Here is a 25,737-nt window from a genome sequence, read left to right as displayed (position 1 = left end):
CACAGGCTAGTCATATCCGGTCGGCGCGGGCAATGGTCCGGACGGCCGCGGGTGCGCCGGGCGACCATGGGAGCGTGCCGCCCTCCTCTCCGCGCCCCGCCGCCCCCTTCGCCCGCCGTGACTTCCAGCTGGTCCTGCTGCGCCGCATGGCCGACCACAACCCGGAGCTGGTGGACGACGCCCGCCGCACCCTGGGCGTCTCCCTCGCCGAGATGCGGGAGGCCAACAAGCGCTGGCAGGCGATGGTCCGCTCGCCCCGCGCCCGCGCGGCGGCCTCCCGGTACCGCTCGGTCCTCGGCCCCCCGGAGTCCGAGGGCAAGCGCACGATCGGCGACCTGGAGTGCGCCGTCTGGCAGTGGTCGCTCCCCCTCTGGCCCGATCTGCGCTTCGAGGTGCTCGTGGGTGGGCGCGGCGCGGTCTGGAACGAGTGGCTGGTGCGCGCCCCGGACGCCCCCGGCCCCGGCCTGCGCACTCTGGAGGACCTGACCCCCTGGTCCTGCACGGTCGACGAGGCGGCCCGCGCCTTCGCCCCCGCCCGCCCCCTGGAGGGCACGGCCCCCACCCGCTGGGGCCTGGCCTTCACCGCCCCGGACGCGACGGGAGCACGCCACGAGGTGGTCGCCGAGTTCACCTGGGGGCTGCTGCAACGCACGGCGGTCGTCTCACAGCCGAGGTGACGGCAACCTCCATGGGGTAGGAAGGGGACGGCGCCCCCGACCGAAGGAGCCCCCGTGCCCTCCCTCTTCCCAGCCCTCACCGACGACCCGGGCGGACAGGAAGCCCTCCGCTTCGGCGACCGCCGGCTGACCTACGCGGAACTCGCCGCCGCGGCCGGCGCCGTCGCGGACCGGGTGCGGGGCCGGGGCCGCGTCGCCGTCTGGGCGACCCCCGCCCCGGAGACCGCCGTGGGCGTCGTCGGCATCCTCCTCGCCGGCGCCGCGGCCGTCCCCCTCAACCCGAAGTCCGGCGAGAAGGAGCTGCGGCACATCCTGACCGACAGCGCACCCGCGCTCGTACTCGCCGCCCCCGGCGACGACCTCCCGGCCGCCCTGGACGGATACGAGCGCGTCGACGTCGACGTGCGCGCCGCCGGGCCCGTCCCCGACGACCGCGGGTACGGCGAGACGGACCCCGCGCTCGTCGTCTACACCTCCGGCACCACCGGCCCGCCCAAGGGCGCCGTCATCCCCCGCCGGGCGATCGCCGCGACCCTGGACGCGCTCGCCGACGCCTGGCAGTGGACCGGCGCGGACGTGCTGGTGCACGGACTGCCGCTGTTCCATGTGCACGGACTGGTGCTGGGCGTCCTCGGCCCGCTGCGCCGCGGCGGCTCGGTGCGCCACCTCGGCAGGTTCAGCACCGAGGGCGTGGCCGCGGAGCTGGGCTCGGGCGCCACCATGCTCTTCGGTGTGCCGACCATGTACCACCGCATCGCCGAGACCCTGCCCGGCGACCCGGAGCTGGCGAAGGCGCTGGCCGGGGCCCGGCTGCTGGTGTCGGGGTCGGCCGCGCTGCCGGTGCACGACCACGAGCGGATCGCGGCGGCGACGGGGCGGCGGGTGGTCGAACGCTACGGCATGACGGAGACGCTGATGAACACCAGCGTCCGCGCCGACGGGGAGCCGCGGGCCGGGACGGTCGGCGTGCCGCTGCCGGGCGTGGAGCTGCGGCTGGTGCAGGAGGACGGCTCGCCGGTGCCGGAGTACGACGGCGAGACCATCGGCGAGATCCAGGTGCGCGGCCCGAACCTGTTCACCGCGTATCTGAACCGGCCCGACGCCACCGCCGCCGCGTTCACCGACGACGGCTGGTTCCGCACCGGGGACATGGCGGTGCGCGAGGCGGACGGCTATGTGCGGATCGTCGGGCGCAAGGCCACCGACCTCATCAAGAGCGGCGGGTACAAGATCGGCGCCGGGGAGATCGAGAACGCGCTCCTGGAGCACCCGGGCGTGCGGGAGGCCGCCGTCACCGGGGAGCCGGATCCGGATCTGGGCGAGCGGGTGGTGGCGTGGATCGTCCCGGCGGACCCCGCGTCGCCGCCGTCCGCCGAGGAGCTGGCCGGCCATGTCGCCGACCGGCTCGCCCCGCACAAGCGGCCCCGTACGGTCCGCTGTGTCGACGCCCTCCCCCGCAACGAGATGGGCAAGATCATGAAGCGGGCGCTGACCCATGGCTGAGCGCGCGTCCGCCCGGGCGGCCCTCGCCCTGGTCACCGACGACTTCACCGAACTGCCCGCCCCGGAGCGGCGCTCGGGCCCCGACGGCCCGCTCGGCTGGCAGGGTTACGGCGACGCCCGCGCCCGCGCCGCCGCGCGCACCGGCGAGCAGGAGTCCGTCGTCTGCGGCACCGGCACCGTCGAGGGCACCCGGGCGGTGCTGATCTCCTTCGAGTTCGGCTTCCTCGGCGGCTCCCTCGGCGAAGGCACCGGTGACCGGCTGGAGCAGGCGTACACCCATGCCCGCGCCCACCGGCTGCCGGTCGTACCGCTGGTCGCCACCGGCGGCAGCCGGATGCAGGAGGGCATGCTCGCGCTGACCCAGCTCCAGCGGGTGGCCCGGCAGTCGGCGCTGACGAGTCAGGCGGGGCTGGCGCAGATAGCGGTCCTGCGGGACCCGACGACGGGCGGCGGCTGGGCGACCCTCGGGGCGGGCGCCGACGTCGTCCTCGCGCTGCCGGGAGCCCAGGTCGGCTTCGCGGGCTCCCGGGTACGGCCGCCGGACGCCGACCCGGCCGCGTACACGGCCGAGGCACAGGTGGCGGCCGGGTCGGCGGACGCGGTGGTGGAGCCGGGTGAGCTGCGCGCGGTGCTGGGGCTATGGCTGCGGCTGCTGACCCGGCCGTCCGGGGCGCCGGCGCCGGTGCCGCAGGCGCTCGGGGGTGTCTCGTCGATGACGCCGGATCAGGGAGCGGCGTCTGGTGCCGTGCATCGCAAGGCGGAGGAGGGAGTCGATGCGGAGCATCGGGGAGTGACGACAACGCGGCGAGGTGCGGCACCAGACGCCGCGAGCCCGGCGTCATCGGCGAGACACCCCCTAGGGGCGCGGGAGCTTCCGGTCTCCGGCTGGGACGCCGTCCAGCGGGCCCGGGACCCCCGGCGCCCGCGCGCACGGCAGTACCTGGACGCCTATTTCACGCGGCGTGCCGAGATCTCCGGCGACCGCTGCGGCGGCCGGGACCCGCAGGGCATGCTCTGCGGGTTCGGTGAGCGCGACGGGCGGACGGTCGCCTATGCCGCCCAGACGGGCACGGCGACCCGGCCGGCCGGATACCGCACCGCGGCCCGGCTCATCCGGCTCGCGGACCGGCTCGGCATCCCCGTGCTGACGCTGGTGGACACGCCGGGCGCGGCCAACGACGCGGAGGCCGAGCGGCAGGGCGCGGGGCCGGCCATCGCGGAGGTGTTCGCGGCGGTCGCGTCGGCGCGGACGCCGGTGACGACGCTGGTGATCGGCGAGGGCGGCTCCGGCGGGGCGCTGGCGCTCGCGGCGCCGGGCAACACCTGGGCCACCGAGGACAGTTACTTCTCCGTCATCGCGCCGGAGCTCGCGGCGGCCATCCTGAAGCGCCCGCCGGAGCAGATCGAGGCGACGGCGGACCAACTCCACCTCCGGCCGCAGGACTTGGCGGACCTGGGTGTGATCCGAACAGGCGATCAGTTGTTCCCTTGAACAGGTGATCGTCACTCGTGAGAGCGACTGCGACGGATGAGGTCCGCGATACTTACGGTGTGCGAGCGACGGGCTGCAGACCGTAGTCGACGCACAGGTCCCACATCACAGCACCACCGCAAGGAGAAGCACGATCATGAACCTGCTCACCGACGTCCTCGCCGGCCTCTTCCACTTCATCGGCTGGCTGGTCTGAGGGCGAAGGCCCGCAGCAGCAACAGCGGCGCCGTCTCCCCGTCCCAGGGAGGCGGCGCCGCCGTCCGTGTATCCGAAAGCGGGCTACTTCACACCCACCGCCGCCAGGATCTCCTGGCGCACCGAACCGCCGTGGTCGTCACGGGCGAAAGCCCGCAGGGAGACTGACGCGGCGCCGCGCGGCACGGTGAGCGTGCCGTGCCAGGACGCGCCGGAGCCGTCGAGGCGCACCGCACGCCAGGTCTTGCCGTCGTCGTACGACACCTCGAGCCGGCCGTCGCCGAGCGTGCCGGTGCCGGGCGCGCCCTCGACATGGGAGGCGCTCAGGCCCACCGGGACACGGCTGCCGCCCCGGACGTCGCCGGCGAGGTCGGTGTCGATGTCGTAGGCGAGGTTGATCAGCGGCAGGAAGGTCTGCCGGTCCTCGGGGGTCTCGGCCGAGCGGAAGGTCCATTCGGAGCGGCCCCGGGTGGCCCTGCCCCAGCGGGCGGCGTCCAGCGCCGTCTCGGTGACGACGGTGTACGCGTGCTCGTCGGCGGGGGCCTGCCACACGTACGCGGCGGAGCTGCGGCCGGTGTCGACCAGCGTCCCGTCGAGGTAGACGGACGTGGTCTGGCTCATGCCGCTGTCCTCGCTCCACACGTCGCCGAAACCGGTGTGGTCGGGCCCGGAGTCGCCCCAGCCGGGCGTGTTGAACCGCAGCTGGTTGCCGGTGCGCTGCTGTCCCCAGCCGAGCCCGGTGCCGAGCCAGGGGTGCCACACCGGCCGGAACCAGTTCAGCACGGGCCGGGTGCCGCCCCGGTAGGCGACGAGCCCGCTGCGCTCCTCCAGCGCGCCGTCGGCGGTCGTCACCGACTCGTGCCACAGCTGGCCGGGGCCGGTGGAGACGTAGTCGGTGCGCTCGGCCGGGAAGTCGGCGCGCTCCTGGAAGCCGATGCCGAGGGGGAAGGTACCGGTGATCGAGTACCGGAACTCGCCGCCGGAGACGGGCTTCGCCGCGTGGAACTTCACTCCGAGCGCGGCGAGTTGCCGGGTACCGGGCGCATAGGTGAGGTCCCGGTCCGGGATCGCGCCGGGGTGCCCCTCGGACAGGTCGTACAGGTAGGGCGTGTCGCGCGTGACGGTGAGGTCCACCCGTCCCGCTCCCCGCAGCCGCTGGGCGTCGGCGGTGTTCAGCGTGGCGATCGGGAAGGGCCGGTCGCCGCCGTCGTCCGCGCCCCACCAGGCGTTCAGGCGGCCGGGGGCGGCGTCCGTGACGAACAGGGCCTTCACGCCCGCGTCCTGCGCCGCCTGTGCGAGGGCCACCGGGTCGGTGCCGTCGGCGAACCGGACGAGGACCGCCTTGCCCGCGACGCCGGTCAGGGGACCGTCGCCGACGTCGGCCAGCGGCAGCCGCAGCCGCCCGTCGGTCAGCGCCCCGCCGGGCTGCGCGACGGCCTCGCCGACCCCGCGCACCTCGATGAGCGGCTTGCCGAGCCGCCACACGGTCCGGTACTCGAAGGTGCCCTGTGTGACCTTCCGGGTGGGCGCCGCGAACACGCTGTCGTACTTCACCGGCACCTGGACCGCACCGAACAGATCGGAGCCGCCCGCGGCACGGTCGTACTCCATGAGCAGCTGGCGGGTCTCGGTGCGCCGGCCGGCGTCGGCCCGCACCTCCCGCAGCGCGCGTCCGTCCAGGGTGACCTCGCGGTCGCGGTCCAGGGTGACCTCGGGGGCGGCGAGGAAGCCGAGGCCGAGGGAGTCGGCGCCGTGGCTGCCGCGCACGTCGAGGAAGGAGGTCAGGCTGTACGTCCCCGGCTTCAGCCGCAGCTTCAGGGTGCCGGAGTCGCCGACCTGCGCGGGGAAGGGGTCCACGCCGGCCGCGAGGTGCTGCACGGCGAGGTCCGCGGCCGCGGGTGTGCCGTCGCGGTCCTTGACGTGCACGGTGAGCGTGTACCGCTCCTCCTCCTTGACCAGCCCGAACACGGTGTGCGCCACGGGCGTGCCGGAGGCGTCGGTGGCGACGATCTGCCCGCTGGTGTCGCCGACGGAAGCCTTGGTGCCGTCACCGGTGACGGTGGTGGAGGCGGTGCCGTGCGCCGGGACGGTGAGGGCGGTGTCGGCGAGCGTGACGACACCGTCCGGCGCACCCGTGACCGAAAGTGTCAACTCCGCCGGTACGTCATCGGAGTTGCTGTAGGTCAGCGTGCGGGTCACCGGCTTGTCCGCCTCGTACGGCCAGCCGAAGAAGCCGAGGTCGGCGCTGCCGGTGGCGGTGACGGCCGCGCCGATCGCGTCGGGCACGCTGACCCGGCCGCTGCCCAGCTCGTAGGCGGAGGCGTCCAGTTGCTTCGAGGTGGACATCAGCGCGTCCTTGAGCCGCGCGCCGGTCCAGTCCGGGTGGAGCTGGGCGAGCAGCGCGGCGACGCCCGCGACGTGCGGGGTCGCCATCGACGTACCGCTCATCGAGGTGTACGGCCCGCTGCCCGCGGTGAGCTGAGAGCGGGCGGCGAGGATGTCGACGCCCGGGGCGGAGACGTCCGGTTTGAGGGCGTTGTCGCCGTAGCGGGGCCCGGCGCTGGTGAAGTAGGCGGCATGGTCGGCGGAGTCGACGGCGCCGACGGTGAGCGCGGCGTCGGCGGCGCCGGGCGAGCCGATGGAGGAGGGCGCGCCGGTGTTGCCCGCGGCGATCACGAACAGGGCGCCGGTCTCGCGGGTGAGGGTGTTCACGGCCTGGGCCATGGGATCGGTGCCGTCGCTCGGCTCGGTGGAGCCCAGGCTCATGGAGATGATTTTGGCGTGGACGTCCTTCGCGGCCCACTCCATGCCGGCGATGATCTGTGACTCGCTGCCCGAGCCCTGGTCGCCGAGCACCTTGCCGACGGCGAGCGCGGCGTCGGGCGCGACGCCCTTCTCCCGGCCGCCGGAGGCGGCGCCGCTGCCGCCGACCGTGGAGGTGACGTGGGTGCCGTGGCCGTTGCGGTCGGCGACCTCCTCGCCCTCGATGAAGCTTTTCGTGGCGGTGACCCGGCCCGCGAGGTCGGGGTGGGTGACGTCGACGCCGGTGTCGAGAACGGCGACGGTGACGCCCTTGCCGGTCAGCCCCGCCTCCCATGCCTGCGGCGTGCCGATCCGGGCGTTGCTTTCGGCCATGTCGGCCGTGACCCGTGCGTCGAGCCACACCTTCTGCACACCGCCCTGCCGGGTGACCGCCTGCCAGAACGCGCGTCCCTTGGGGGCCCGCACGGCGTCCCCGCGCACGCTGGGCAGCGCCCGTACCCGCTCGGCGCCCCGCGGCAGCGCCGCCCGCACACCCTTGCCGTAGGTGACGATCAGCGGCAGCGCGCCGGCCTTGTCGTCCGTGAGCCCCTGCCGGATCAGGGCGCCGACGTCGAACAGCCGCCGGTCGAGGGTGCCCGCCCGCAGATACGGCAGCGCCTCGTCCGGTACGACGCTGATCTCGCCGTTCGCGCTCTGCGTGCGCACGGCGCCGCTCGCGCCCCGGGGCCGCTGGACGGTGACCGTCCGCTTGCCGCCGCCCAGGTCGGTGACGGTCACCCGGTCTCCGGTGACGAGGGTGACGGTACGGGCCGCGTCCACGGACCGCGCGGCGCTCGCCGTGGGTGCCGTGCTCGCCGTGGGTGCGGCGGCGGCCGTGGTGTTGCCGGCCGCCGCGCCCGCGCCGGCCGGCAGCAGGGCGATCACGAGCCCGGCCGACAGGAGACTCGCCCCGCGTCCGACTGGTCCTCTGCTCATCCACGCCTCATTTCGTCGTGTGTCCGACGAGTGTCACGGGGCGTGCGGGAAGCGGGAGTTGACGGGAGGCGGCGGAAAGGCGCCCTGGCGGGTTTCCGCCAGGCGTCCGGTGGCCGACGGCGGAACCCGGTTCACCGCACCGGAGACGTCCGCAACAATGTCTTCCGGCAAGGTCACCACGGCACGGGGGAGTTGGCGGCACGTTGGACGAGTTGGTGGAGTTCACGACCGAGGACGGCGCACTGGTCGTGGTGGAGGGCGTGGAGGACGCCGCGGGCGCCCGGCTGGTCTCGCGCGGCGGGACCGCGCAGGCCGCGCGCACCTTCGAGGGCTCCCTGGCAGGCGTGCGCGCGGCGGCCGAGTCGGCGCTGCGGGTGCTGCGCGACGGAACGCTGAAACCGGACGCGGTGGAGCTGGAGTTCGGCGTGAAGATGAGCGCGGAGGCCGGTGCCGTCATCGCCAAGGGGGCCGCCGAGGCGCATCTGGTCGTCAAGCTGAGCTGGTCGCCCGGCGGCTCGGCGCGGGACCCGCAGACCTCGTCATGAGCGGCACCGCCTGGCACGCCCGCATCGTCTGCGGCAACGAGGTCGGCGCCGGTTTCCTGGTCTCCGCCCGTCACGTCCTCACCTGCGCGCACGTGGTGCGGCACGCCGGCACCGACCCGGTCGGCGTGACCTTCCCCAACTCCCGTCACCTCGCCGGGTTACCGGCCGCGGTGGCCGTGCACGGCGGCTGGCGGGGCGGCGCGGCGGACCCCGGCGACCTCGCGGTGCTGGAGCTGCCCGAGGACGTGCCCCTCGCCCCGGCCCGGTTCGCGCCGCCCGGCGCCGAGCGCGGCGGCCGGCAGCTGATCGCCTACGGCTTCCCGCGCGGCTACGACGAGGGCATGCTCGCCTCCTACCGGGCGCTGCCCGGGCCGCGGATCTTTGACGAGTGGGTGCAGCTGGAGGCGCTGACCGGGCACGGGCAGCCGCTGGCGGCCGGGTTCAGCGGGGCCGCGGTGGCGCTGGAGGACGGCACGGTCGTCGGCATGGTCACGGCGGTCGCGGGCGGCCGGGACGCACGGGTGGGCCGGATGCTGCCCACCGAGGTCATGGCCCGCTACTGGCCGGGCCTCGGCGAGCTGGTGCCGACCGGTCACCGGCCCGAGGCGCTGCGCCGGCTGTACGCGCTGGTGCGGCGGGCCGAGGCGCAGGGCCGGGCGGGTGACGCCAACCGGCTGTACGGGGACGCGGTGGGCCCGTTCGGGCCGCCGCTGCCCCCGGGCGGCTTCGCCTCGCTGTCCGCGGCGGCCGCGTACGTGCAGTGGGAGGTGCCCGAGCCGGAGGCCGCGGTCCGGCTCGCCGACCGGCTGGAGGAACTCCTCGACACCGCCGTGCCCGCACAGCCGGCCGCCGCCTGGTCCCCGGTCGTGGTGGAGATCGACCACAGCGGCGAAGGGCCCGAGCAGGTCACCGTCGAGGTGTCCGCGTACCGCGACGGGCGGCGCCGGCCCGTCGGCACCCGCCGGCTGCCGAGGAACGCGGTGCGCGCCTACGTCCAGCAGCGCCTGGACGAGGCCGCCGACCAGCTCGCGCCGGACGCGGAGGAACTGGTGACGTTCGTGCTGCCGCGCGAGTGGCTGAACGAGCCGGTGGCGCAGTGGGAGTGCAGCCCCGACGACGGTACGCCGCTGGGCTGCGCCTATCCGCTGGTGGTGACCGACCGGGCGCGGCACCGCAGCGGCCGGCTGCGTCACCAGCTGCGCAAGAAGTGGCAGAAGCTGGACGCCTCGCCGGGCGCGGCCGTGTACCGCGTGGAGTGCGGCACCCGGGAGCGCCCCGGCGGGCTGCGCAAACGGCTGTGGGACTCCGACGCGCACCTCGCGGGATTCGCCGCGCCGCCCCCGGCCTCGGCCGAGCACTTCGCGGTCTCGCTCACCGTCCCGGTGCCCGTCCTGCTGTGGCGGCGCACCGGCTGCCCCGGCAGCGGGCACGACGGCCCGTGCGCGGGCACCGTGTTCCTCGACGAGCTGACGGCGTCCCTCACCGGCGTACCCCCCGCCGAACTGCCCCGGCACGTGCAGAAGCTGCGGCTGACGGCGGACGCCGAGGACCCGGACGGGCACTGGGCGCGCGAGCTGCAGCTGCTGTGGGACGACCCGCGCTGCTTCCCGGAGCCCGCCGCGAGCCTGCACACCCCGGTCGCCCGATGAACCCCTGGAGCAAGCACCCCATGCCTTCCTGGCCCGTCTACACCGGCACCGGCACCCCGCACGACGGCGTCGACCGGCTGCCGCCGCCCCCGCCCTGGCGGGCCTTCGACGGCGGCCCGGTGCTGGAGGTGCCGGACGAGCGCGCCGACGCCGCCGCGGTCTCCCCCGACCGCGCGCACCGCGCCCTCACCTACCAGGCGACCGAGGAGACCGTGCAGCTGGTCAACGCGGCCCTGTATCTGCGCCGTCCGCTGCTGGTCACCGGCCCGCCCGGCACCGGCAAGTCGTCGCTGGCGTACGCGGTGGCGCGGGAGCTGCGGCTCGGCCCGGTGCTGCGCTGGAACATCACCAGCCGCTCCACCCTGCACGACGGCCTGTACCAGTACGACCCGCTGTCACGGCTGTACGCGGCGCGGCAGGGGCCGCAGGCGGCCGACGCCGGGATCGAGCACCATCTGCGCCTCGGCCCGCTCGGCACCGCCCTGCTGCCGTACGCCCGTCCCCGCGCCCTGCTCATCGACGAGATCGACAAGAGCGACCTGGACCTGCCCAACGACCTGCTGAACGTGCTGGAGGAGGGCCAGTACGAGATCCCCGAACTGGTGCGCTCCGCCCGGCACTCGCCCGAGGGCCGCGCCCAGGTGATGATCGACGGCACCGACGAGCGGGTGCCGGTGGAGCGGGGCCGGGTGCGCTGCCGGGCCTTTCCGTTCGTGGTGCTGACCAGCAACGGCGAGCGCGAGTTCCCGCCCGCGTTCCTGCGCCGCTGTGTCGCCCTGCGGCTGCGGCAGCCCGACGACGGGCACCTCGCCGAGATCGTGCGGGCGCACCTGGGCGAGCCGGACGAGCGGGCGCGGCGGCTGATCGACCGGTTCCTGTCCCGGGCGGGCGCCGGCGACCTGGCCACCGACCAGCTGCTCAACGCCATCTACCTGGCCCGCTCCGCCGACCTGGACGCCACGTCCCTGGACGAGCTGGCGGAGCGGCTCATGCCGTACCTGGGCCAGGGCGCGCAGGCCGATGTCTTCTGACCCCTCCTCCGCCCCGCCGGGCCTCCCGGCGGCCCTGGGACGCCTGTCCGGCGCACTGGCCGAGGCGACGGGCGGCCCCCGGCCGACCGCACTGGAGCTGGCCGAAGTGCTCTGGCTGGCCGGGCAGTTGGAGGATGCGGGCGAGCAACCACCGGGGCCGCAGGAGCCGCCGGCCCCGGCCGCACCGCGGCTCCCGGAACCGGACGACCGGCCGCAGCCGGCACCCGCGCCCCCACGGGCGTCCGCGCCCGCCCCGCCCCGCGCCCCGCTGCACCTGCCCGCCCCGCGGCCTGCGCCGGGCGCCCCGACCGCGCCGCACACCTCGCTGCTGGCGCCCGCGCCGCCGATGCTGCCGCACCCGCTGGCCCTGCAGCGCGCCCTGCGCCCGCTGGGCCGCCGCGTGGACGCCGCCTCGGGCCGTGAGCTGGACGAGCGGGCGACCGCCGAGCGCATCGCCCGGCTGGGTGCGGGCCCCCAGTGGTGGCTGCCGGTGCTGCGCCCGGCCCGCGAGCGCTGGCTGCGCCTGCACCTGGTGTACGACGCCGGGCCGACGATGCCGGTGTGGCGGCCCCTGGTGCGCGAACTGCACACCACGCTGGCCCGCTCGGGCCTCTTCCGCACGGTCACCGGTCACCGCGCCGACCCCGACGGCACCGTCCACGGTCCCGCCGCGCCCGCCGACGGCCGCACGGTGCTGCTCCTGGTCAGCGACTGCATGGGCCCGCAGTGGCGGGAGGGTCCCGCGGGCAGCCGCTGGTACGCCACCCTGCGCCGCTGGGCCGCCCGGATGCCGGTGGCGGTCGTCCAGCCGCTGCCGGAGCACCTGTGGAGGGACACGGCCCTGCCGGCGGTCCCCGGCCGGCTGTCGGCCCCGTACCCGGCGGCCCCGGCGGCCGCCCTGACCTTCACGCCGTACGAGCCGCCCGACCCGTACGAGGCGGACGCCCCGGTCGTCGTGCCGGTGCTGGAGCCGGGACCGCGCTGGCTGGCGAACTGGGCCGCGCTGCTCTCCGGACCCGGCCGCACCGAGGTCCCCGCCGCCGGCGCGGCCCTGCGCCGCCCACTGCCCGCCGACGCCGGTGACCGCACCGACGTGTCCCGGCTGTCCGCGCAGGACCTGGTGCTGCGCTTTCGCGCGACGGCGTCCCCGGAGGCGTTCCGGCTGGCCGGGCACCTCGCCGTGGGCCGCCCGCACCTGCCGGTGATGCGGCTCGTCCAGGCCGCGGTGGAGCCCGATCCGCAGCCGCGGCACCTGGCCGAGGTGATCCTCAGCGGCATGCTGAAGACGGTCACCGGTCCACCGGGCTCCTACGCCTTCCGGCCCGGCGTACGGGAGCTGCTGCTGCGCAGCCTGCCCCGCTCGGCACGCGAGAGCACGACGGACGTGCTGGAGCGGATCGGCGGTCTGATCGACACGGCGGCGGGCCGGGCACGGGGCGAGTTCCGCGCCTCCACGCCGACGGCCGCGGGCCGTCCGACGGACGTCGACGGGGAGGCGTTCGCCCACGTCAGCCGGGAGAGCGTACGGCGGCTGGCGGAGGGCCGCGGCGAGGAGGAACTGTTCGCGGGGCGGTACCGGCTGCTCCGGCGGCTCGGCGTCGCGGGCGCGAGCTGGCTCGCGGAGGACACCGAGGACGGCGACGCGAAGGTCGTGGTGCGCCGGCACACCCCGCTGACGTGGGCCGACGGCGGCTTCGCGGACCTGGCCGAGCGGCTCGCGGCGGTCCGCCACCCGGCGATCGCGGCGATCCGCGACCACGGGACGGCCGGCGGACACCCGTACCTGGTGCGGGAGTACGTCGAGGGACAGTCCCTTCCCGACCTGATCGCCGGGTCACCGGCCGCCCTCGGCGCGGCCGCCGCCGTCGCGCTGCTCCCGCCGCTGGTCGACGCCCTCGACACCCTTGAGGCGCACGGCCGCCCGTACGGCGGGTTCGATCCCGGGCAGGTCCTGCTCACCCCGCGCGGACCGGTGCTGACCTGTCTCGGCGGACCGGCCGACACCGGAAGCCGGGCGGAGGACCTGCGGACCCTGGGGCACCTCCTGCCCTCGCTCTGCCCGGAGCAGGACCTGCCCCCGGCGCCGGCCCGGGAACTGGCCGTCGCCCGCGCGGAACTCACCTCCGACCTGACCGAGCTCCAGGAGAGCGGCGCCGGCCGGCTGCGCCGTCTGACCTGGCCGTCGGACCGCCTGCGCTACTGGCTGCTGGGCCCGCCGAAGGTCACCCGGGGCGACCGCGTGCTGCCGGTCCCCGGGGGGGCGCCGTGGGCGCTGCTCGGTGTGCTGCTCCTGCGAGGAGGCACCGCCACCCTGGACGACCTGGCCGCGGGCATGTCACAGCGGCCCATGGCGCGTGACCTCGTTCTGCGGCGCCTGCGCGACCTGCGCTCGGCCGTGGCACCCCACGCGGACATCGTCGTCGACGGCGACACCCTGTCCCTGCGCCCGGCCCCCGCCGCCGCCGACATCGACACGCTGCTCGCCGCCGGCCTGGCCGACCGGGCCCGGGCCGCAGACGACCCGGCACGCCGCAGTGAACTGGCCCGCAAGGCGCTGGACCTGTGGCGCGGCGCCCCCCTGGACGGTGTTCCCGGACCGGCCGCCGTCGCTGCCCGCGCGGAGCTGAACTTCCTGCGCCGCGACCTGGAGTCCCTGCTCGTCCCCACGCCCATGTCGCCCGTCGTCTCCTTCCGGACCGCGAGCCTCCGACACAGCCCGGAGGACCGCATCTCCCTCGAAGCGGCCGTGCACGAGGTCTTCTCCCGCTCGCTGTCCCCGCAGCGGTACGAGGTGCTGGTCCGGGAGGACGGCTACCTCGTGCGCACCGACCCCGACGCCTATCTGCTCCCCGTCCTGGTCGCCGTGGTGCGGATGTTCCCCGTGCTCCTGCCCGGCCAGCCCCGGCTGCGCGTGGCGTTCGGGCGGGCCCCGCTGCCGGAGCGGCTGGTCCCGGGCCGCCATGTCGTCGTACCGGCGCCCCTGTACGCCGAGTTCGCCGCCAGCTCCGCTGCCGCGCGGCCCCCCCGGTTCCGGCCGGTGTGGGGTCCCTCGCCCCAGGATCCGCCCCTGGCCTGGTACTGCCCGCTGTCGCCGTCGGCCGACGAGGAGGAACGGGAGCTGGTCCGCGGGCCCCTCATCGCCCGGGACCGGCGCGCACTCGGCATACCGGCCCCCGGCCGCACGGCCGTCGTGCACCTGGACGCCGACGGCCCCCCGACCCTCCTCGACCCGGCGCGCCCGCACCTGCCCGCCGACGCCCGCGTCACGACGTACTACGAGGTCGACCTGACCCCGCGGCAGATCCGGCAGGAGATGACCCTGCCCAGTTCCGGCAAGGGCGACTTCACGGCCGTCGTCGAGCTGTCCTGGCGGGTCGAGGACCCGGTCGCCTTCGTGCACGCCCAACCGGAGGACGTCGCCGCGCTGCTGTCGGCGCACGTGCGGGAGCGGGCGGCGCGGGTCACCGGCCGGCACCCGGTGCGCCGGGCGGCCGGTGCCGAGCGCGCGGTCCACAACGAGCTGGGCCGCTGGCCCGTGCCGGGGCTCGCGGTGACGTGCCGGGTGCGGCTGGCCCCGCAAGGGGCGCCGCCGTCCGGGCCGCCGGCCCCGGTGGCGGCGGACCTGCCGCTGGGCGAGGTACTGGCGCACGCGCGGACCGTGCTCGTCGGTTTCGAGGGGCCGGTCGCCCGCCTCTACTCCGCGGCGGCGGCCCGTACGGCCGCGCTCGACCTGCTCGCGCTGGTCGCCGAGCACCGCGACCCCGAGGACGCCCTGACGGGCCGTCCGCTGGCCGCGGAGGCGGTGCGGGAGGCGTCGGTGCACCCGCTGGACGTCCTGCGCACCTTCGCCCGCGACCGGCTCGGACCGCTGCTGCGCTCGCGCCTGGACGAGCTGGAGCTGCGGGCGGTGCCGGACGCGCCGACGACCCATCAGTGCGCCGCGCTGATCCGTGCGCTGCACGGCTCCGGGCGCCGGGTCCACGTGGTCACGGACGTGTCCGAGGAGGCCGTACGCCGGTATCTGGAGCCGTACGGGCTGCCGCTGGACGGCGTCCACGGCCGCGGTGACGACCTCACCCGGCTGATGCCCGACCCGGACCGTCTGCTGCGGGCCCTGGACGGTGGACCCGCGTCGGCCGCGGTGCTGATCGGGTCCTCGCCTGCGGAGCTGGCGGCGGCGCGGCGGCTCGGGCTGCCCTTCGTGGGGCTGGCCCGCACCGTGCTCCTTCGGCGGGAGCTGCGGGAGGCGGGCTGCGGGACCACCGTCCGGTCGCTGGATCCGCTGCTGGAGGTGGCACGCGCCCTGCCGCCGCGCTGACGCTCCGTCTGCTCCGGTGCGGGCGGCCCGCGTCGGACGGGCGCGGCAAAACAAAACACCCGTTCAGCGGCGCCCCGCCCGGCCCCCTTCAGCAAGCGGCGCACACCTTGGCCCCGCAGGATGCGAAACAGGCCCGCCACCTACGGGAGGAACCGCCAGCCATGACCGCCAGTCTGGAGCAGCTGCGCCGCTGCCACTTCGCCGTCGACCTGGGGGCGGCCCGTACCCGCGTCTACGTCAAGGGCGCGGGGCTCGTCGTCGACCAGCCGTCCGCCGCCGCCGTCAACACCCGCACCGGCGCGCTGATCGCGGTCGGCGAGTTCGCCGAGAAGATGACGGGCCGCACCCCTGACTACATCCGGGTGGTGCGCCCGGTGTCGGGCGGCACCGTCGTCGACATCGAGATGGCGCAGCGCATGCTGCGGCACCTGCTGGGCGACAAGATCCGCCGCCAGCTGCGCCGCAAGCCCCGGCTGCGGGCCGCCGCCTGCACCCCGCACGACGCCGACCCGCTCGCCCAGCGCGCCGCGATCGAGACGCTGGTCGGGCTCGGGGCGCGACGCGTGGAGCTGGTCGACACGCTGATCGCCGCGGCGGTGGGGTGCGGGCTGCCGGTGGAGCGCCCCGAGGCCACCATGATCATGGTGTGCGGGGCCGCGGCCACGCAGGTGGCGGTGCTCTCCCTCGGCTCCATCGTCACCGCAGAACGCATCCCGGTCGGCGGCGAGGCCGTGGACCACGCGATCGTGCAGCACCTGCGCCACGAACACGAGCTGATGCTGCCGAGCCAGTCCGTACGTCCGCTGCAGCTCGCCCTGTCCGGCAACGGGCTCACCCCGCACGGCCCGGCGTCCACCGAGATCCACGGCCGGGACGTGGCCACCGGGCTCGCGCGCAGCGTCCGCGTGGACACCGCCGCCGTACGGGACGCCATCCAGACGCCGCTGACCGCCGTGCTCGACGGCATCGGCAAGGTGCTGCGGGACTGCCCGCCCGACCTGGTCGCCGACCTCGCCGACCGCGGGATCATGATGGTCGGCGGCTCCGCCCTGCTCCCCGGCTTCGACCAGATGCTGCGCCAGGCCACCGGCATGCCGGTCCACATCGCCGACCGCCCCGACATCTGCGCCGCGCAAGGCCTCGGCGCAATGCTGGAGGGCCGCATCGAACCCCTCCACCTGGACCCCCTGGCCCCCTGAACGCGCACGGACCGGGCGCGCGTCCCGAATCCCACGGGGTCGCTGCGCGCCGTGGCGGGTTGCCCTCACGGGGGACACTGCGCGCCGTCGTCCGGGTCCCGCGGCGGGGGCCCTACGCGCCGCCCGTCAGGACCTCCGGCAGCCGGCAGGCAGCGCGCGTCGGGAACGCTGCGCGCCGTCGCCCGGACCCACAGCGGGTCGCTGCGCGCCGTGGCGGGTTGCCCTCACGGGGGTCACTGCGCGCCGTCGTCCGGGTCCCGCGGCGGGGCCGCTGCGCGCCGCCCGTCAGAACCTCCGGCAGCCGGCAGGCAGCGCGCGTCGGGGACGCTGCGCGCCGTCGCCCAGGACCCGCGGCGGGGCCGCTACGCGCCGCCGTCCGGACCCACCCGCGGTCGCTGCGCGCCGTCATTCCGCCCCCGCGCAGGGTCGCTGCGACGGTTACCCGGATCCCGCGGCGGGGCCGCTGCGCGCCGTGGCGAGGATCCCTCGCGGGAGCCGCTGCGCGCCGCCTGTCCGGACCTCCGGCCGGTAGGCAGTGCGCGTCGGCGCTCACTTCCCCCGCCGGAAGGCGCTGCGCACCGCTGCCCGGATCCCGCGCCGGGGCCCTGCGCGCCGCCCCCGGACTCCCGCCGGGAGGCGTCGCGCGCTGTTGTAGGGCCCCTGGCCGGGGGCCCCACGGCCGTGTGGCGCCACGGCCGGGGGCCGTCACTCGCGTCGGCTTTCACCTCCCGCCCCGCTGCCGCAGGTCGGCAGCGCGCTTCGGCGCGGGCTCCCGGTCTGCCCCGCCCGGTGGGCCGGCGACCGCCGGAGCGTCCATGCTGAGGCCGCCGGGCCTCTCGGCGGCCTCAGCCGATGACGGGCGTCGGCCGAAGTGGGTCCCGGCCCTGCACGTCGGCCGAAGTGGGCGCCGGCCTTGCGCGCCCGACCGAGGTGGGCGCCGGCCCTGCGCGTCGGCCGAAGTGGGCCCCGGCCCTGCGCGTCGGCCGAAGTGGGCGCCGGCTCTGCCTGTCGGCCGAGGTGGCGGCAGCCCTGGGCGTCAGCTGAGGTAGGCGCGGACCGTTGTGCCGGGCTGGGCCGTGTGCAGGCGTACCAGGTCGCTGACCAGGTTCACCAGGAGCAGGCCCCGGCCGCCGCGCTGGTCGCGCGGGACGGGCCTGCGGCCGGCCAGCGGGTCGGCGAGCCGCCCGGCGTCCCGGACCTCGCACACCACGTGGCCGCCCTCGGCCCACACCCGCAGGGTGCCGCTCCCGCCGCCGTGCACCACGCTGTTCGTGGTCAGCTCGGCCGCGACGAGGGCGAGATCGTCCAGCCGTACGCCCTCGAGTCCGAGCCGCGCTCCCTCGCCGACCGCGTGGTGCCGGGCCGCCGACAGGGTGGCCCGGTCGAAGTCGAACGCCGCGACGTCCGGGGCGGCGGCGGGCAGCGGCTCGTTGTAGCGGGCGACGACCTCGGCGGGGGCGTACGCGTGGCTGAGGCGTTCGTCGACCGCGCCGGTCGGGATCACCGTCGGGTGGGTGGCGTAGGCGTCGGCGACCATCCGCTCCGGCAGCCGGACGACGTCGTAAGGACACAGGATCGTGGCCTCGCGGCCCTGGAACGCGGCGTTGATCAGCGCCTCGTGCTGCACGCAGGCCGGGTACTCGGTGGCGCTGCGCCCGGCCCAGATCGGCTCGCCGATGATCCGCACCCGGCGTCCGGCGGGCTGGGCGTCGGCGAAGGCGCGCAGCACGCCGGGGATGATACGGCCCGGGTTGCGTCCGGCCTCGCGCATGTCCAGCAGCCGCACCCGGCCGGCGTCGTCGCCCAGCTCGGCGCGGATCAGCTCCAGGTTGTCGCCGGGGACGGCGACGGCGACGGGCTCACCGGCGTCGAGCCCGGCCCGCACGAAGGGGACGGTGCCGGCGATGTACTCCTGCGGGTCACGGTAGAAGAGCGCGGGGTGGACGAACGGATCGGCCGGCGCTGGCGCCTCGTTCGCACTCATGACATCGACACCTCGATCGCCGCCGTCCCGGGCCAGAACAGTTCCAGCACCCTGCTCACCACGGCCGGCGGGCGCTGCAGCACGATGCGGCGCCCGTCGGGCAGCCGCTGGGCCGCGTCCGCGAGCGCACCGACCCCGGCGACATCGGCGAACGTCACCGCGGACAACTCCAGGTAGTACACATCATCGTCCTCGCACAGCACATCTCGCAGGGCACGCTCCCACTCCCCACGGGTCCCCAGGCTGATCTCGCCCGCGGCCCGCAGACCGGACCGGCCGGAGAGCGGGGCCAGCGTCAGCGCCGGCATCGCGTCGACGGGCGCGGTCGGCACCCCGTCCAGGCTGCCCATACCCGCCACCTCCTCGAACGATCTCCGTCTACCCGCCCGGTACCCGGCCATGCCGCCCGGCGCCGCCGGTGCGGGAGCACGTGTGTGGGAGACAGTACGCCGGGCAGGCGCAGCGTGACAGCGAGGAGTCCGATCCTCGCGGGCGCGCGGGAAGACCGCGGGCAGCACACCGACCGAAAGGCACAGGGGGCACGACGCCGTGAGGACCGTCGGAGACCACGGGGGCACAGACCGTACGGCCACGACCCGGCCACCACTGGCCGGACAGCTGGACGCGCTGGTCGTGGAGGCCCGCGTGAGCGGCGGGCGGGCCGAGCTGCGGCCGCAGGGAGAGCTGGTCCACGGCTGCGCCCGGACCCTGGCGGACACCCTGGGGAGGCTGCCGGACGGGGTGCGGGAGATCGAGCTGGACATGTCCGGCGTGCACTTCATGGACACGGCCGGGCTGGGCTTCCTGGACCTGCTGGACGACCACCGCCACCGGCACGGGGTACCGGTGCGGACCGCGCACTGGCAGGGCCAGCCCCGCCGCATCCTGGAGCTGGCCGGCCTGGACACCGGGGAACCCCTGCGCAGCACCGCCCACGGCGGTGCGGGACCGGCCGGCCCGGCGCCGCGCACCACCTCGGCGGTGGCGCTGGAGCGGGCGGAGCGGCTGCGGACGCTGCAGGAGGAGATCGCCCAGCTGCGGCAGGCGATCGTCTCCCGCCCGGTGATCGACCAGGCGCGCGGCATCCTGATGGCAGCGCACGGCTGCACCTCGCAGGAGGCGTGGACGATCCTGCGGGAGGCCTCCCAGCTGTCCAACACCAAGCTGCGTACGGTGGCCTCGATGCTCACCGCCGGTGCCGAAGCCGAGGGCGCTCCCCCACCGGCGGAGATCCGCTCGGCGCTGCGCACGGCCCTGTCCCGTCACCGGTCCGGGCAGCACGACTCCCGGCCGCCGTCCTGACAGCGGTGTGGTCCGGTGATCTCCCGGGGTACTCGGGCGGCGACCGACGGACCCGGGAGGATGCCATGACCACCGAACCCACCCCGTCGCAGGCCGAGGGCGAGCGGCAGACCGTCGACGACACCTCCGACCCGACCGACGAGCCGACGAGCCCCCAGACCACGCCGTCCCAGGCGGAGGGCGAACGCGACGACGACACCGAGGTGACGGCTACGGCCGACTCGCCGCAGTGAACCCGACCGGCCGCCGTCCCGGACCCCACGTCCCGGCGGCGGCCGGCGTGGGGCCGCGCGGCGACAGCGGTCCCCGCGCGGACAGCAGATCCGCGTGCCGACGGCCGACCGCGGGTCGGTCGGCCCTTCGGCGCCCGTGGGGCCGACGTGCCCGACCGGGCAGCACGCGCGCCCCCACGGTGTCTCCGGCAGCGCAACGACCCGAGGCGCCTCGCCGGGCGGCACGGCGGCCGCCGGCAGGGCGTCTCCGCCGGCGAAACAGCCCCACGGCGTCCGAGTCGGCGAAACGCGGGCGGGTCTCTTGGACAGGCGCGCGGTGCGGCTGTTTCGCTGGGCCCGTCGATCACCGGCAGTCACCGGCACGACGGACCCTGGGAGGCACCCCGCGATGACCGCCACCACCAGCTCCGCCACCACCAGCTCCCCCACCCCGGCGCGGCGCCCGCTGCTGAAGGCCGGCCTGGCCGCGCCGACCGCCGTCCTCGCCTCCTCCGCCAACGCCTTCGCCTCCGCAGACTCCCCCACCGCCACCACCACCCCCGCTTCCCCAGACTCAGCCACCGCCGCCTCCGCCGCGTCCCCCGCACCGCAGCGGCTGCGTGACGTCGAGGGCCGGCTGCGGGATCTGGAGGAGCGCTACGGCGCCCGGCTCGGCGTGTACGCCCGCAACACGCGCACCGGGCAGTTCGTCGCCCACCGGGCCGACGAGCCGTTCGCGATGTGCTCGACGTTCAAGACGCTCGCCGCCGCCGCGGTACTGCGCGACCACGGCCACTGCGCCCCGCTCGACCGGGTCATCGCCTACCCGGCCGCCGACCTGCTGCCGAACTCCCCGGTGACCGAGAAGCACGTGGGCACCGGCATGCGGGTGGCCGACCTGTGCGCGGCCGCGATCCGGTACGGCGACAACGCCGCCGGCAATCTGCTGCTGCGCCAGATCGGCGGCCCCGCCGGGCTGACCCGCTTCCTGCGCTCGCTCGGCGACCGGGTGAGCCGGCTCGACCGCTGGGAGCCCCAGCTGAACACGGCCGTCCCCGGCGACCCGCGCGACACCACCACCCCGAGGGCCCTCGCCCGTTCCTACGCGGCCCTCACGCTGGGCGACGCGCTGTCCGGCGCGGGCCGCGAGAAGCTGGTGGCCTGGCTGAAGGGCAACACCACCAGCGGCGAACGCTTCCGCGCGGGGCTGCCGGCCGGCTGGGCCGTCGCCGACCAGACCGGCACCGGCGACTACGCGAGCGCCCACGACGTCGGCGTCGCCTGGACGACGCAGCGCACGCCGCTCGTGCTCACGGTGCTGACCTCGAAGGCCGCTCCGGACGCCCCGGTCGACAACCGCCTGATCGAGGAGACGGCCCGCCTTCTGGCCCGCGGCCTGGCCCCGGGCGAGTGACGGTCCGGCGCGGGCGCGCGGACCTTCACCGGGCCCGCGCCGATTCCCCCCGGCCCTCCCCGGCTCCCCGGCCCCCGCCCCCCGGGCGGGGCCCCTCGTCGCCGCCGACGCCGTGCGCCGACCGCAGTGCCGTTCCATGTCGTTCCGCGTCGTTCCGCGTCGTTCCGCCGGGTGACGGCCGGGTTGCGGGGCGCCCGGTTCGCCCGCGGAAAGGGCCCAGCGTGATGTCCGAATCCCGCCAGCCCCAGGCCCCGCCGTGCGTCAGTGTGGACAACGGAACACACCGTCCCGCAAGGAGGCGACCATGACGTACTGGTCCACCACCGCCAGCCCGCTCGGCGATCTGCTGCTGGTGGGTGAGGAGGCCGGCGACGGATTCACCCTCACCTCGCTGTCGATGCCCGGCCGGCACCGGGCCGCGGCCCTGCCTGCCGGATGGCGGCACGACGAGGCGCCCTTCGCGGACATCACCCGCCAGCTCACCGCGTACTTCGCCGGCACACTCACCCGGTTCGACTTCACGCCGACGCCCGCCGGCACGGCGTTCCAGCGCCGCGTGTGGGACGCCCTGGAGGAGATCCCCTACGGCACGTCGACCACGTACGGCCGGATCGCGGAACGGGTGGGCGTGGACCGTCAGGGCGTCCAGGCCGTGGGCGCCGCGATCGGGGCCAACCCGCTGCTGCTGGTCCGGCCCTGCCACCGCGTGATCGGCGCGGACGGCACCATGCGCGGGTACGCAGGCGGAGTCGAGCGCAAGGTGCACCTGCTCACCCATGAGGGCGTGCTCCAGCCCACGCTGCTGTGACCCCGCGTCACCGGCGGACACGGCGGCACCCCTGCCCCCGATCCGAGGAACTCCCACCATGACTCGAACGACGGACGGCATCGCGGCACGCGTGGCGGCCCAGGACTGGGCGGCCCTCGCCGGCGAACTCGACGCGTACGGCAGCGCGCTCACCGGCCGGCTCCTCGACCCCGGCGCCTGCCGGGCGATCTCCGCGCTCTTCGACAAGGAGGAGCACTTCCGCACCACGGTGGACATGGCACGCCACCGCTTCGGCAGCGGGTGCTACCGCTACTTCACCCATGACCTCCCCGAGCCGGTGCGGGAGCTGCGCGAGGCCTTCTACCCGCGGCTGCTGCCCATCGCGCGGGAGTGGGCCGGCAGGCTCGGCAAGCCCGCGCCGTGGCCCGACGACCTCGGCGAGTGGCTCCGGATGTGCCACGGCGCCGGTCAGAGCCGCTCCGCGCAGATCCTGCTGCGCTACGACGCGGGCGACTGGAACGCGCTGCACCGGGACGTCTTCGGCGACATGCTCTTCCCGCTCCAGGTCGTCGTCGGGCTCGACGTCCCCGGCGAGGACTTCACCGGCGGCGAGTTCCTCATGACCGAGCAGCGGCCGCGCGCCCAGTCCCGCGGTTTCTCGACCACCCTGCCGCAGGGCCACGGCCTGGTCTTCACCACCCGCGACCGGCCCGTGGCGAGCAAGCGCGGCTGGTCCAACGGCCCGATGCGCCACGGCGTGAGCACCGTCCGCTCCGGCCGGCGGCACACCCTGGGCCTGGTCTTCCACGACGCGTCATGACGGAAGGGGAGGCGCACGGCGTGCGGCGCACCTGGACGCTGCTCGGACCGGACGGCCGGGCGTACCCCAGTGACACGCCCGGCACGCTGGGCGGGCACCGGGGCGCGAGGCTGTACGGCCGCCTGGACTGCGCCTCGGCGCTGCGGGCCCTGGCCCGCGGACCGTACGCGGCGCACCGGGTCTTCTTCGCCGACGAGGCCACCGCGGTCGCGGCCGGATACCGGCCGTGCGCGAGATGCCTGCCCGAGGCGTACGCATCGTGGAAGGCCGCGACCCGCGCGGCCGGACCGCGCGGGCGGGAAGGAGACCTGCGGGAAGGAGACCTGCGGGAAGGAGATCGACGGGAAGGAGACGTACCGTCATGAACGCGCACACCGGGCGGTACGGCGCCGGCTCGCCCCTCGTCCCGGCGGCGGACCTCGCCGGTTACGGCCCGATGGCCCCACCGGTCCGGCCCACCGCGCCGGAGCTGGGCGCGCTGCTCGGCCTGCTGACGCGCCCCCGGCGCGGGCCGCGGACCGTCGCGGTCGGCCACAGCCGTGACGCGGTGTGCCGGGCGGCCGCGCATGCCTTCACCGCGGCCTGGGAGGAGGCGGGTGGCACGGTGGTCGCGACGGTGGACTGGCCGGAGAGCGCCGCGTCCTGGCTGCGTCCGGCCGTACGGCTGACCGCGGCGGCGCCCGACGCCTGGGTGTTCGCCGCCACGGTGACCGGATTCGCGCAGCTCGCTCGCCGGCTGCGCCACTCCACGGACTGGGACCCGCGCCGCAGCCACGCCTTCGCCGGTCTGGCGGACTCGCGCCTGCCGGCGCTGGCCGGGCCGGAGGCGGTGGACGGCCTGAGCGGCGCGACCGCCGAAGGCGGCACGTGGCAGGTGCGGGGACGGGCGGTCATCACACTCCCACCCCCCGACGGCACCGCTCCGCACCCGCCCGTCCCCTGACCGCACCCCGGGTGGTCATCTCCCGTCCGCCGCCGCTCCCGCGCCGGAGCGCGGCCCGGCGGGCGGGACGGGGCCGTGGTCCTCGGGGCGATGGTCCTCGGGGCGGTGGTCCTCCATCGGCTCCGCGCTCTTTCCGCTCGTCCCGCGCGCCCCGCGGGCCCCGCGGGCCAGCGCTTCCGTGATCTCCCGCAGTTCCCGCTGCTGCTCGGCGGTCAGCCGGCCGCAGAAGACCCGGAGTATCGCGTCGGTGTGCACCGGCTCGGCCCGGGCGAGGGTGTCGAGCCCGTCGTCGGTCAGCACCGCCATCTGTCCCCGCCGGTCCGTCGCGCAGGCCTCCCGGCGCACCCAGCCGAAAGACTGCAGCCGGTCGACCGCGTGGCACAGGCGGGAGGGGCTCATCCGCGCGCCCGCCGCCAGCTCCGTCATCCGCAGGCGCCGCCCGGGGGCCTGGGCGAGCTGGACCAGCAGTGTGTAGTGGGCGGAGCGGATACGGGCCTCGTGCCGCAGCCGCCGGTCGACGTACTCCGTGAGCAGGCGGCTGGCCTCGCGGTACGTCCGCCAGGCGCGCTGTTCGTGCGGGGTCAGAACGGGATGTGCGAGGGACACGGTGTCTCCTGGTGCCGGGTGCCGTGGGCGGCACGGACGGTTCGGGTGTCAGGTCCAGCGCCGGGCCAGGACCATCGCCAGGCAGGTCAGACCGGCGCAGGCCAGGGCGCCCGTGGTGAACACGGCCGCCCGGGCGCCGTCGAGCAGCAGGGACGTGCTGAGCGGGATGGTGAGGGAACTGGTCAGCATGGCCGAGGCGGCGAAGAGGGAGGCGGCGCGCGCCCGGGCCCGGGGTGGCAGCAGGCGGGGCAGCCAGGTCTGGAGCGTGGTGTGCAGGCAGCCCCACGACAGACCCAGCAGGACGGCGACGGAGCACAGGGCGAGGGCGTCCGGCGACGCCGCGGCGAGCATGGCGCCGGCCACGCCCAGCACTCCGCCCAGGGCGAGCAGCGCGGTGGGGCGCCAGTCCCGGCAGGGGCGCTGGAGCAGGAGCGTGCTCCCCCACACGCCGGCCGGGTTGAGCGCGGCCACCAGGGCGGTGACGGCCGGCGCGCCGGACAGGGCGAGCGAGGGCGCGAGCAGCGCGGGCAGCGTGAGCAGGGCGACGCCTTCCGCGGCACCGACGCCCACGACGGTCCAGTAGGCGGCGGACGAGGGACCGCCGCCCGGTCTTCGTATCCAGGTGGGAGGGGTGGGCGTGGGAGGGGCGGGCCGGCGCGGGCCGGGCACGAGCCGGGGCGCGGGGCGGTCGCCCCGCAGCATGCCCGCCGTGCCCGCGACGAGCAGGGCGAGCAGGAGGAAGGTCTGCCGCCAGGACCCGGTGCGGACGACGAGCATCGCGAGGAGCGGGGTGGCGACGGCGGCGGCCGCCGCGGCGGCCGTGATCCCGGCCAGGGCGCGGTGCCGTTCGCGCGCGGAGGGGGTGGCCTCGCAGAAGAGGGAGACGCAGGGGGTGACGCAGGCGAAGGAGGCGCCCGCGGCCAGGCGCAGTCCCACCCACCAGGCGGGGCCCGGGCAGACGGCGCAGGCGGCCGAGGCGGCCGCGGCGCACAGCAGGCCGGTGCGCAGGCTGCGCCGGGCTCCGTGGCGGTCCGCCACGGCCCCCCACAGCGGCAGCGCGCAGCCGTTGCCGAGGGAGTAGGCCGCGATGCCGGTCGTGACGGTGGTGACGTCGGTGCGCCAGGTGGTGGCCAGGACGGCGATCAGCTGGCCCATGACGTACCAGTCGGCGTTGCCGAGGGCGGCGGCCCAGCGGAGCGTCGCGGTGCGGTCGGCCGGGGCGCGGCGGGCCGGGGCGCGGCGGGCCGGGGCGCGGCGGGCCGGTCCGGCCGGTGCCTTCGGGGACACATTCCTGTTCATTGTTCCGGGAACACCGAACGCGACCGCCCCGTTGCACAGTG

Annotated in this window: 20 protein-coding genes; 15 read left to right on the top strand and 5 right to left on the bottom strand. The window is 76.2% G+C overall.

Translation table 11 applies throughout. From position 1 onward, the window contains the following. Positions 1-32 precede the first annotated feature (32 nt). From ACZ64A_RS09915 to ACZ64A_RS09905, 3 genes are read left to right on the top strand one after another with little or no spacing between them, the layout of a single operon-like run. A complete protein-coding gene (locus ACZ64A_RS09915) occupies positions 33-677 on the top strand; it encodes a hypothetical protein (RefSeq protein ID WP_469809421.1) in 645 nt (214 codons plus the stop codon). 54 nt (positions 678-731) lie between these two features. After that, positions 732-2,180 (top strand): acyl-CoA synthetase, encoded by a 1,449-nt coding sequence (locus ACZ64A_RS09910; protein WP_469809420.1) that lies wholly within the window; start codon positions 732-734, stop codon positions 2,178-2,180. Then, positions 2,173-3,672, top strand: coding sequence for a carboxyl transferase domain-containing protein (locus tag ACZ64A_RS09905; RefSeq protein ID WP_469809419.1), 1,500 nt, complete (start codon positions 2,173-2,175; stop codon positions 3,670-3,672). Before ACZ64A_RS09910 ends, ACZ64A_RS09905 begins: the two co-directional genes overlap by 8 nt. A gap of 279 nt (positions 3,673-3,951) precedes the next feature. Here the strand turns inward: ACZ64A_RS09905 and ACZ64A_RS09900 are convergent, their stop codons facing one another. Next, complete coding sequence (locus tag ACZ64A_RS09900) at positions 3,952-7,605, bottom strand: S8 family serine peptidase (protein ID WP_469809417.1); 3,654 nt, start codon at positions 7,603-7,605, stop codon at positions 3,952-3,954. A gap of 203 nt (positions 7,606-7,808) precedes the next feature. Here ACZ64A_RS09900 and ACZ64A_RS09895 point away from each other — a divergent pair, with 203 nt between their 5' ends. The 5 genes from ACZ64A_RS09895 to ACZ64A_RS09875 all read left to right on the top strand — a co-directional run bounded on the left by ACZ64A_RS09895 (position 7,809) and on the right by ACZ64A_RS09875 (position 16,347). Next, on the top strand, positions 7,809-8,150 hold the full coding sequence (locus ACZ64A_RS09895; RefSeq protein WP_469809416.1) for a CU044_2847 family protein: 342 nt from the start codon (positions 7,809-7,811) through the stop codon (positions 8,148-8,150). Further along, positions 8,147-9,799: a VMAP-C domain-containing protein gene (locus ACZ64A_RS09890; protein ID WP_469809414.1), complete on the top strand. Its 1,653-nt coding sequence runs from the start codon at positions 8,147-8,149 to the stop codon at positions 9,797-9,799. Before ACZ64A_RS09895 ends, ACZ64A_RS09890 begins: the two co-directional genes overlap by 4 nt. A 20-nt stretch (positions 9,800-9,819) precedes the next feature. Then, on the top strand, positions 9,820-10,830 hold the full coding sequence (locus ACZ64A_RS09885) for an AAA family ATPase (RefSeq protein WP_469809413.1): 1,011 nt from the start codon (positions 9,820-9,822) through the stop codon (positions 10,828-10,830). Next, complete coding sequence (locus tag ACZ64A_RS09880; protein ID WP_469809411.1) at positions 10,820-15,148, top strand: SAV_2336 N-terminal domain-related protein; 4,329 nt, start codon at positions 10,820-10,822, stop codon at positions 15,146-15,148. The genes ACZ64A_RS09885 and ACZ64A_RS09880 overlap by 11 nt, the downstream gene beginning before the upstream one ends. A gap of 161 nt (positions 15,149-15,309) precedes the next feature. Continuing rightward, a complete protein-coding gene (locus tag ACZ64A_RS09875; protein WP_469809410.1) occupies positions 15,310-16,347 on the top strand; it encodes a rod shape-determining protein in 1,038 nt (345 codons plus the stop codon). Between the two features lie 1,036 nt (positions 16,348-17,383). On the opposite strand, the gene ACZ64A_RS09870 is transcribed toward ACZ64A_RS09875, so the two are convergent. Together ACZ64A_RS09870 and ACZ64A_RS09865 are read right to left on the bottom strand one after the other, a co-directional pair. Next, positions 17,384-18,331 (bottom strand): anti-sigma factor RsbA family regulatory protein, encoded by a 948-nt coding sequence (locus ACZ64A_RS09870; RefSeq protein ID WP_469809408.1) that lies wholly within the window; start codon positions 18,329-18,331, stop codon positions 17,384-17,386. Beyond that, complete coding sequence (locus tag ACZ64A_RS09865) at positions 18,328-18,681, bottom strand: STAS domain-containing protein (protein WP_469809407.1); 354 nt, start codon at positions 18,679-18,681, stop codon at positions 18,328-18,330. Before ACZ64A_RS09865 ends, ACZ64A_RS09870 begins: the two co-directional genes overlap by 4 nt. Before the next feature lie 277 nt (positions 18,682-18,958). Between ACZ64A_RS09865 and ACZ64A_RS09860 the strand changes: the two genes are divergently transcribed. From ACZ64A_RS09860 to ACZ64A_RS09830, 7 genes are all read left to right on the top strand, one after another. Beyond that, positions 18,959-19,633 (top strand): ANTAR domain-containing protein, encoded by a 675-nt coding sequence (locus ACZ64A_RS09860; protein ID WP_469810152.1) that lies wholly within the window; start codon positions 18,959-18,961, stop codon positions 19,631-19,633. Positions 19,634-19,698: 65 nt separating this feature from the next. Next, positions 19,699-19,866, top strand: coding sequence for a hypothetical protein (locus tag ACZ64A_RS09855; protein WP_469809405.1), 168 nt, complete (start codon positions 19,699-19,701; stop codon positions 19,864-19,866). Between the two features lie 388 nt (positions 19,867-20,254). Next, positions 20,255-21,259, top strand: coding sequence for a class A beta-lactamase (bla, locus tag ACZ64A_RS09850; protein WP_469809404.1), 1,005 nt, complete (start codon positions 20,255-20,257; stop codon positions 21,257-21,259). A 304-nt stretch (positions 21,260-21,563) separates the two neighbouring features. Then, positions 21,564-22,067: a methylated-DNA--[protein]-cysteine S-methyltransferase gene (locus tag ACZ64A_RS09845; RefSeq protein WP_469809403.1), complete on the top strand. Its 504-nt coding sequence runs from the start codon at positions 21,564-21,566 to the stop codon at positions 22,065-22,067. Positions 22,068-22,125: 58 nt separating this feature from the next. Then, the gene (locus ACZ64A_RS09840; RefSeq protein ID WP_469809401.1) at positions 22,126-22,848 is read left to right on the top strand and encodes a 2OG-Fe(II) oxygenase; all 723 of its coding nucleotides are present in this window, start codon (positions 22,126-22,128) and stop codon (positions 22,846-22,848) included. After that, complete coding sequence (locus tag ACZ64A_RS09835) at positions 22,845-23,213, top strand: Ada metal-binding domain-containing protein (RefSeq protein ID WP_469809400.1); 369 nt, start codon at positions 22,845-22,847, stop codon at positions 23,211-23,213. The genes ACZ64A_RS09840 and ACZ64A_RS09835 overlap by 4 nt, the downstream gene beginning before the upstream one ends. Beyond that, on the top strand, positions 23,210-23,791 hold the full coding sequence (locus tag ACZ64A_RS09830) for an ABC transporter substrate-binding protein (RefSeq protein ID WP_469809399.1): 582 nt from the start codon (positions 23,210-23,212) through the stop codon (positions 23,789-23,791). The genes ACZ64A_RS09835 and ACZ64A_RS09830 overlap by 4 nt, the downstream gene beginning before the upstream one ends. A 15-nt stretch (positions 23,792-23,806) precedes the next feature. Here ACZ64A_RS09830 and ACZ64A_RS09825 read toward each other — a convergent pair whose 3' ends face one another. Then, positions 23,807-24,397 carry a MarR family winged helix-turn-helix transcriptional regulator gene (locus ACZ64A_RS09825; protein ID WP_469809397.1) on the bottom strand — a complete coding sequence of 197 codons (591 nt, stop codon included), beginning with the start codon at positions 24,395-24,397 and terminating at the stop codon, positions 23,807-23,809. A 48-nt stretch (positions 24,398-24,445) separates the two neighbouring features. Continuing rightward, positions 24,446-25,684, bottom strand: a complete 1,239-nt coding sequence (locus tag ACZ64A_RS09820; protein WP_469809395.1) for an MFS transporter — start codon at positions 25,682-25,684, stop codon at positions 24,446-24,448. Between the last annotated feature and the right edge of the window lie 53 nt (positions 25,685-25,737).

This window comes from Streptomyces sp. NPDC104814, assembly GCF_055583185.1.
The sequence above is the reverse complement of the archived record's forward strand: the minus strand, read 5'-3'. Positions and strand labels throughout refer to the sequence as shown.

Excerpts from the sequence above, each read along its gene's own strand:
- ACZ64A_RS09915 (WP_469809421.1), top strand. The coding sequence starts at position 33 with ATGGTCCGGACGGCCGCGGGTGCGCCGGGCGACCATGGGAGCGTGCCG.
- ACZ64A_RS09905 (WP_469809419.1), top strand. The coding sequence starts at position 2,173 with ATGGCTGAGCGCGCGTCCGCCCGGGCGGCCCTCGCCCTGGTCACCGAC.
- ACZ64A_RS09900 (WP_469809417.1), bottom strand. The coding sequence starts at position 7,605 with ATGAGCAGAGGACCAGTCGGACGCGGGGCGAGTCTCCTGTCGGCCGGG.
- ACZ64A_RS09890 (WP_469809414.1), top strand. The coding sequence starts at position 8,147 with ATGAGCGGCACCGCCTGGCACGCCCGCATCGTCTGCGGCAACGAGGTC.
- ACZ64A_RS09885 (WP_469809413.1), top strand. The coding sequence starts at position 9,820 with ATGCCTTCCTGGCCCGTCTACACCGGCACCGGCACCCCGCACGACGGC.
- ACZ64A_RS09880 (WP_469809411.1), top strand. The coding sequence starts at position 10,820 with ATGTCTTCTGACCCCTCCTCCGCCCCGCCGGGCCTCCCGGCGGCCCTG.
- ACZ64A_RS09875 (WP_469809410.1), top strand. The coding sequence starts at position 15,310 with ATGACCGCCAGTCTGGAGCAGCTGCGCCGCTGCCACTTCGCCGTCGAC.
- ACZ64A_RS09870 (WP_469809408.1), bottom strand. The coding sequence starts at position 18,331 with ATGAGTGCGAACGAGGCGCCAGCGCCGGCCGATCCGTTCGTCCACCCC.
- ACZ64A_RS09865 (WP_469809407.1), bottom strand. The coding sequence starts at position 18,681 with ATGGGCAGCCTGGACGGGGTGCCGACCGCGCCCGTCGACGCGATGCCG.
- ACZ64A_RS09855 (WP_469809405.1), top strand. The coding sequence starts at position 19,699 with ATGACCACCGAACCCACCCCGTCGCAGGCCGAGGGCGAGCGGCAGACC.
- bla (WP_469809404.1), top strand. The coding sequence starts at position 20,255 with ATGACCGCCACCACCAGCTCCGCCACCACCAGCTCCCCCACCCCGGCG.
- ACZ64A_RS09845 (WP_469809403.1), top strand. The coding sequence starts at position 21,564 with ATGACGTACTGGTCCACCACCGCCAGCCCGCTCGGCGATCTGCTGCTG.
- ACZ64A_RS09840 (WP_469809401.1), top strand. The coding sequence starts at position 22,126 with ATGACTCGAACGACGGACGGCATCGCGGCACGCGTGGCGGCCCAGGAC.
- ACZ64A_RS09835 (WP_469809400.1), top strand. The coding sequence starts at position 22,845 with ATGACGGAAGGGGAGGCGCACGGCGTGCGGCGCACCTGGACGCTGCTC.
- ACZ64A_RS09830 (WP_469809399.1), top strand. The coding sequence starts at position 23,210 with ATGAACGCGCACACCGGGCGGTACGGCGCCGGCTCGCCCCTCGTCCCG.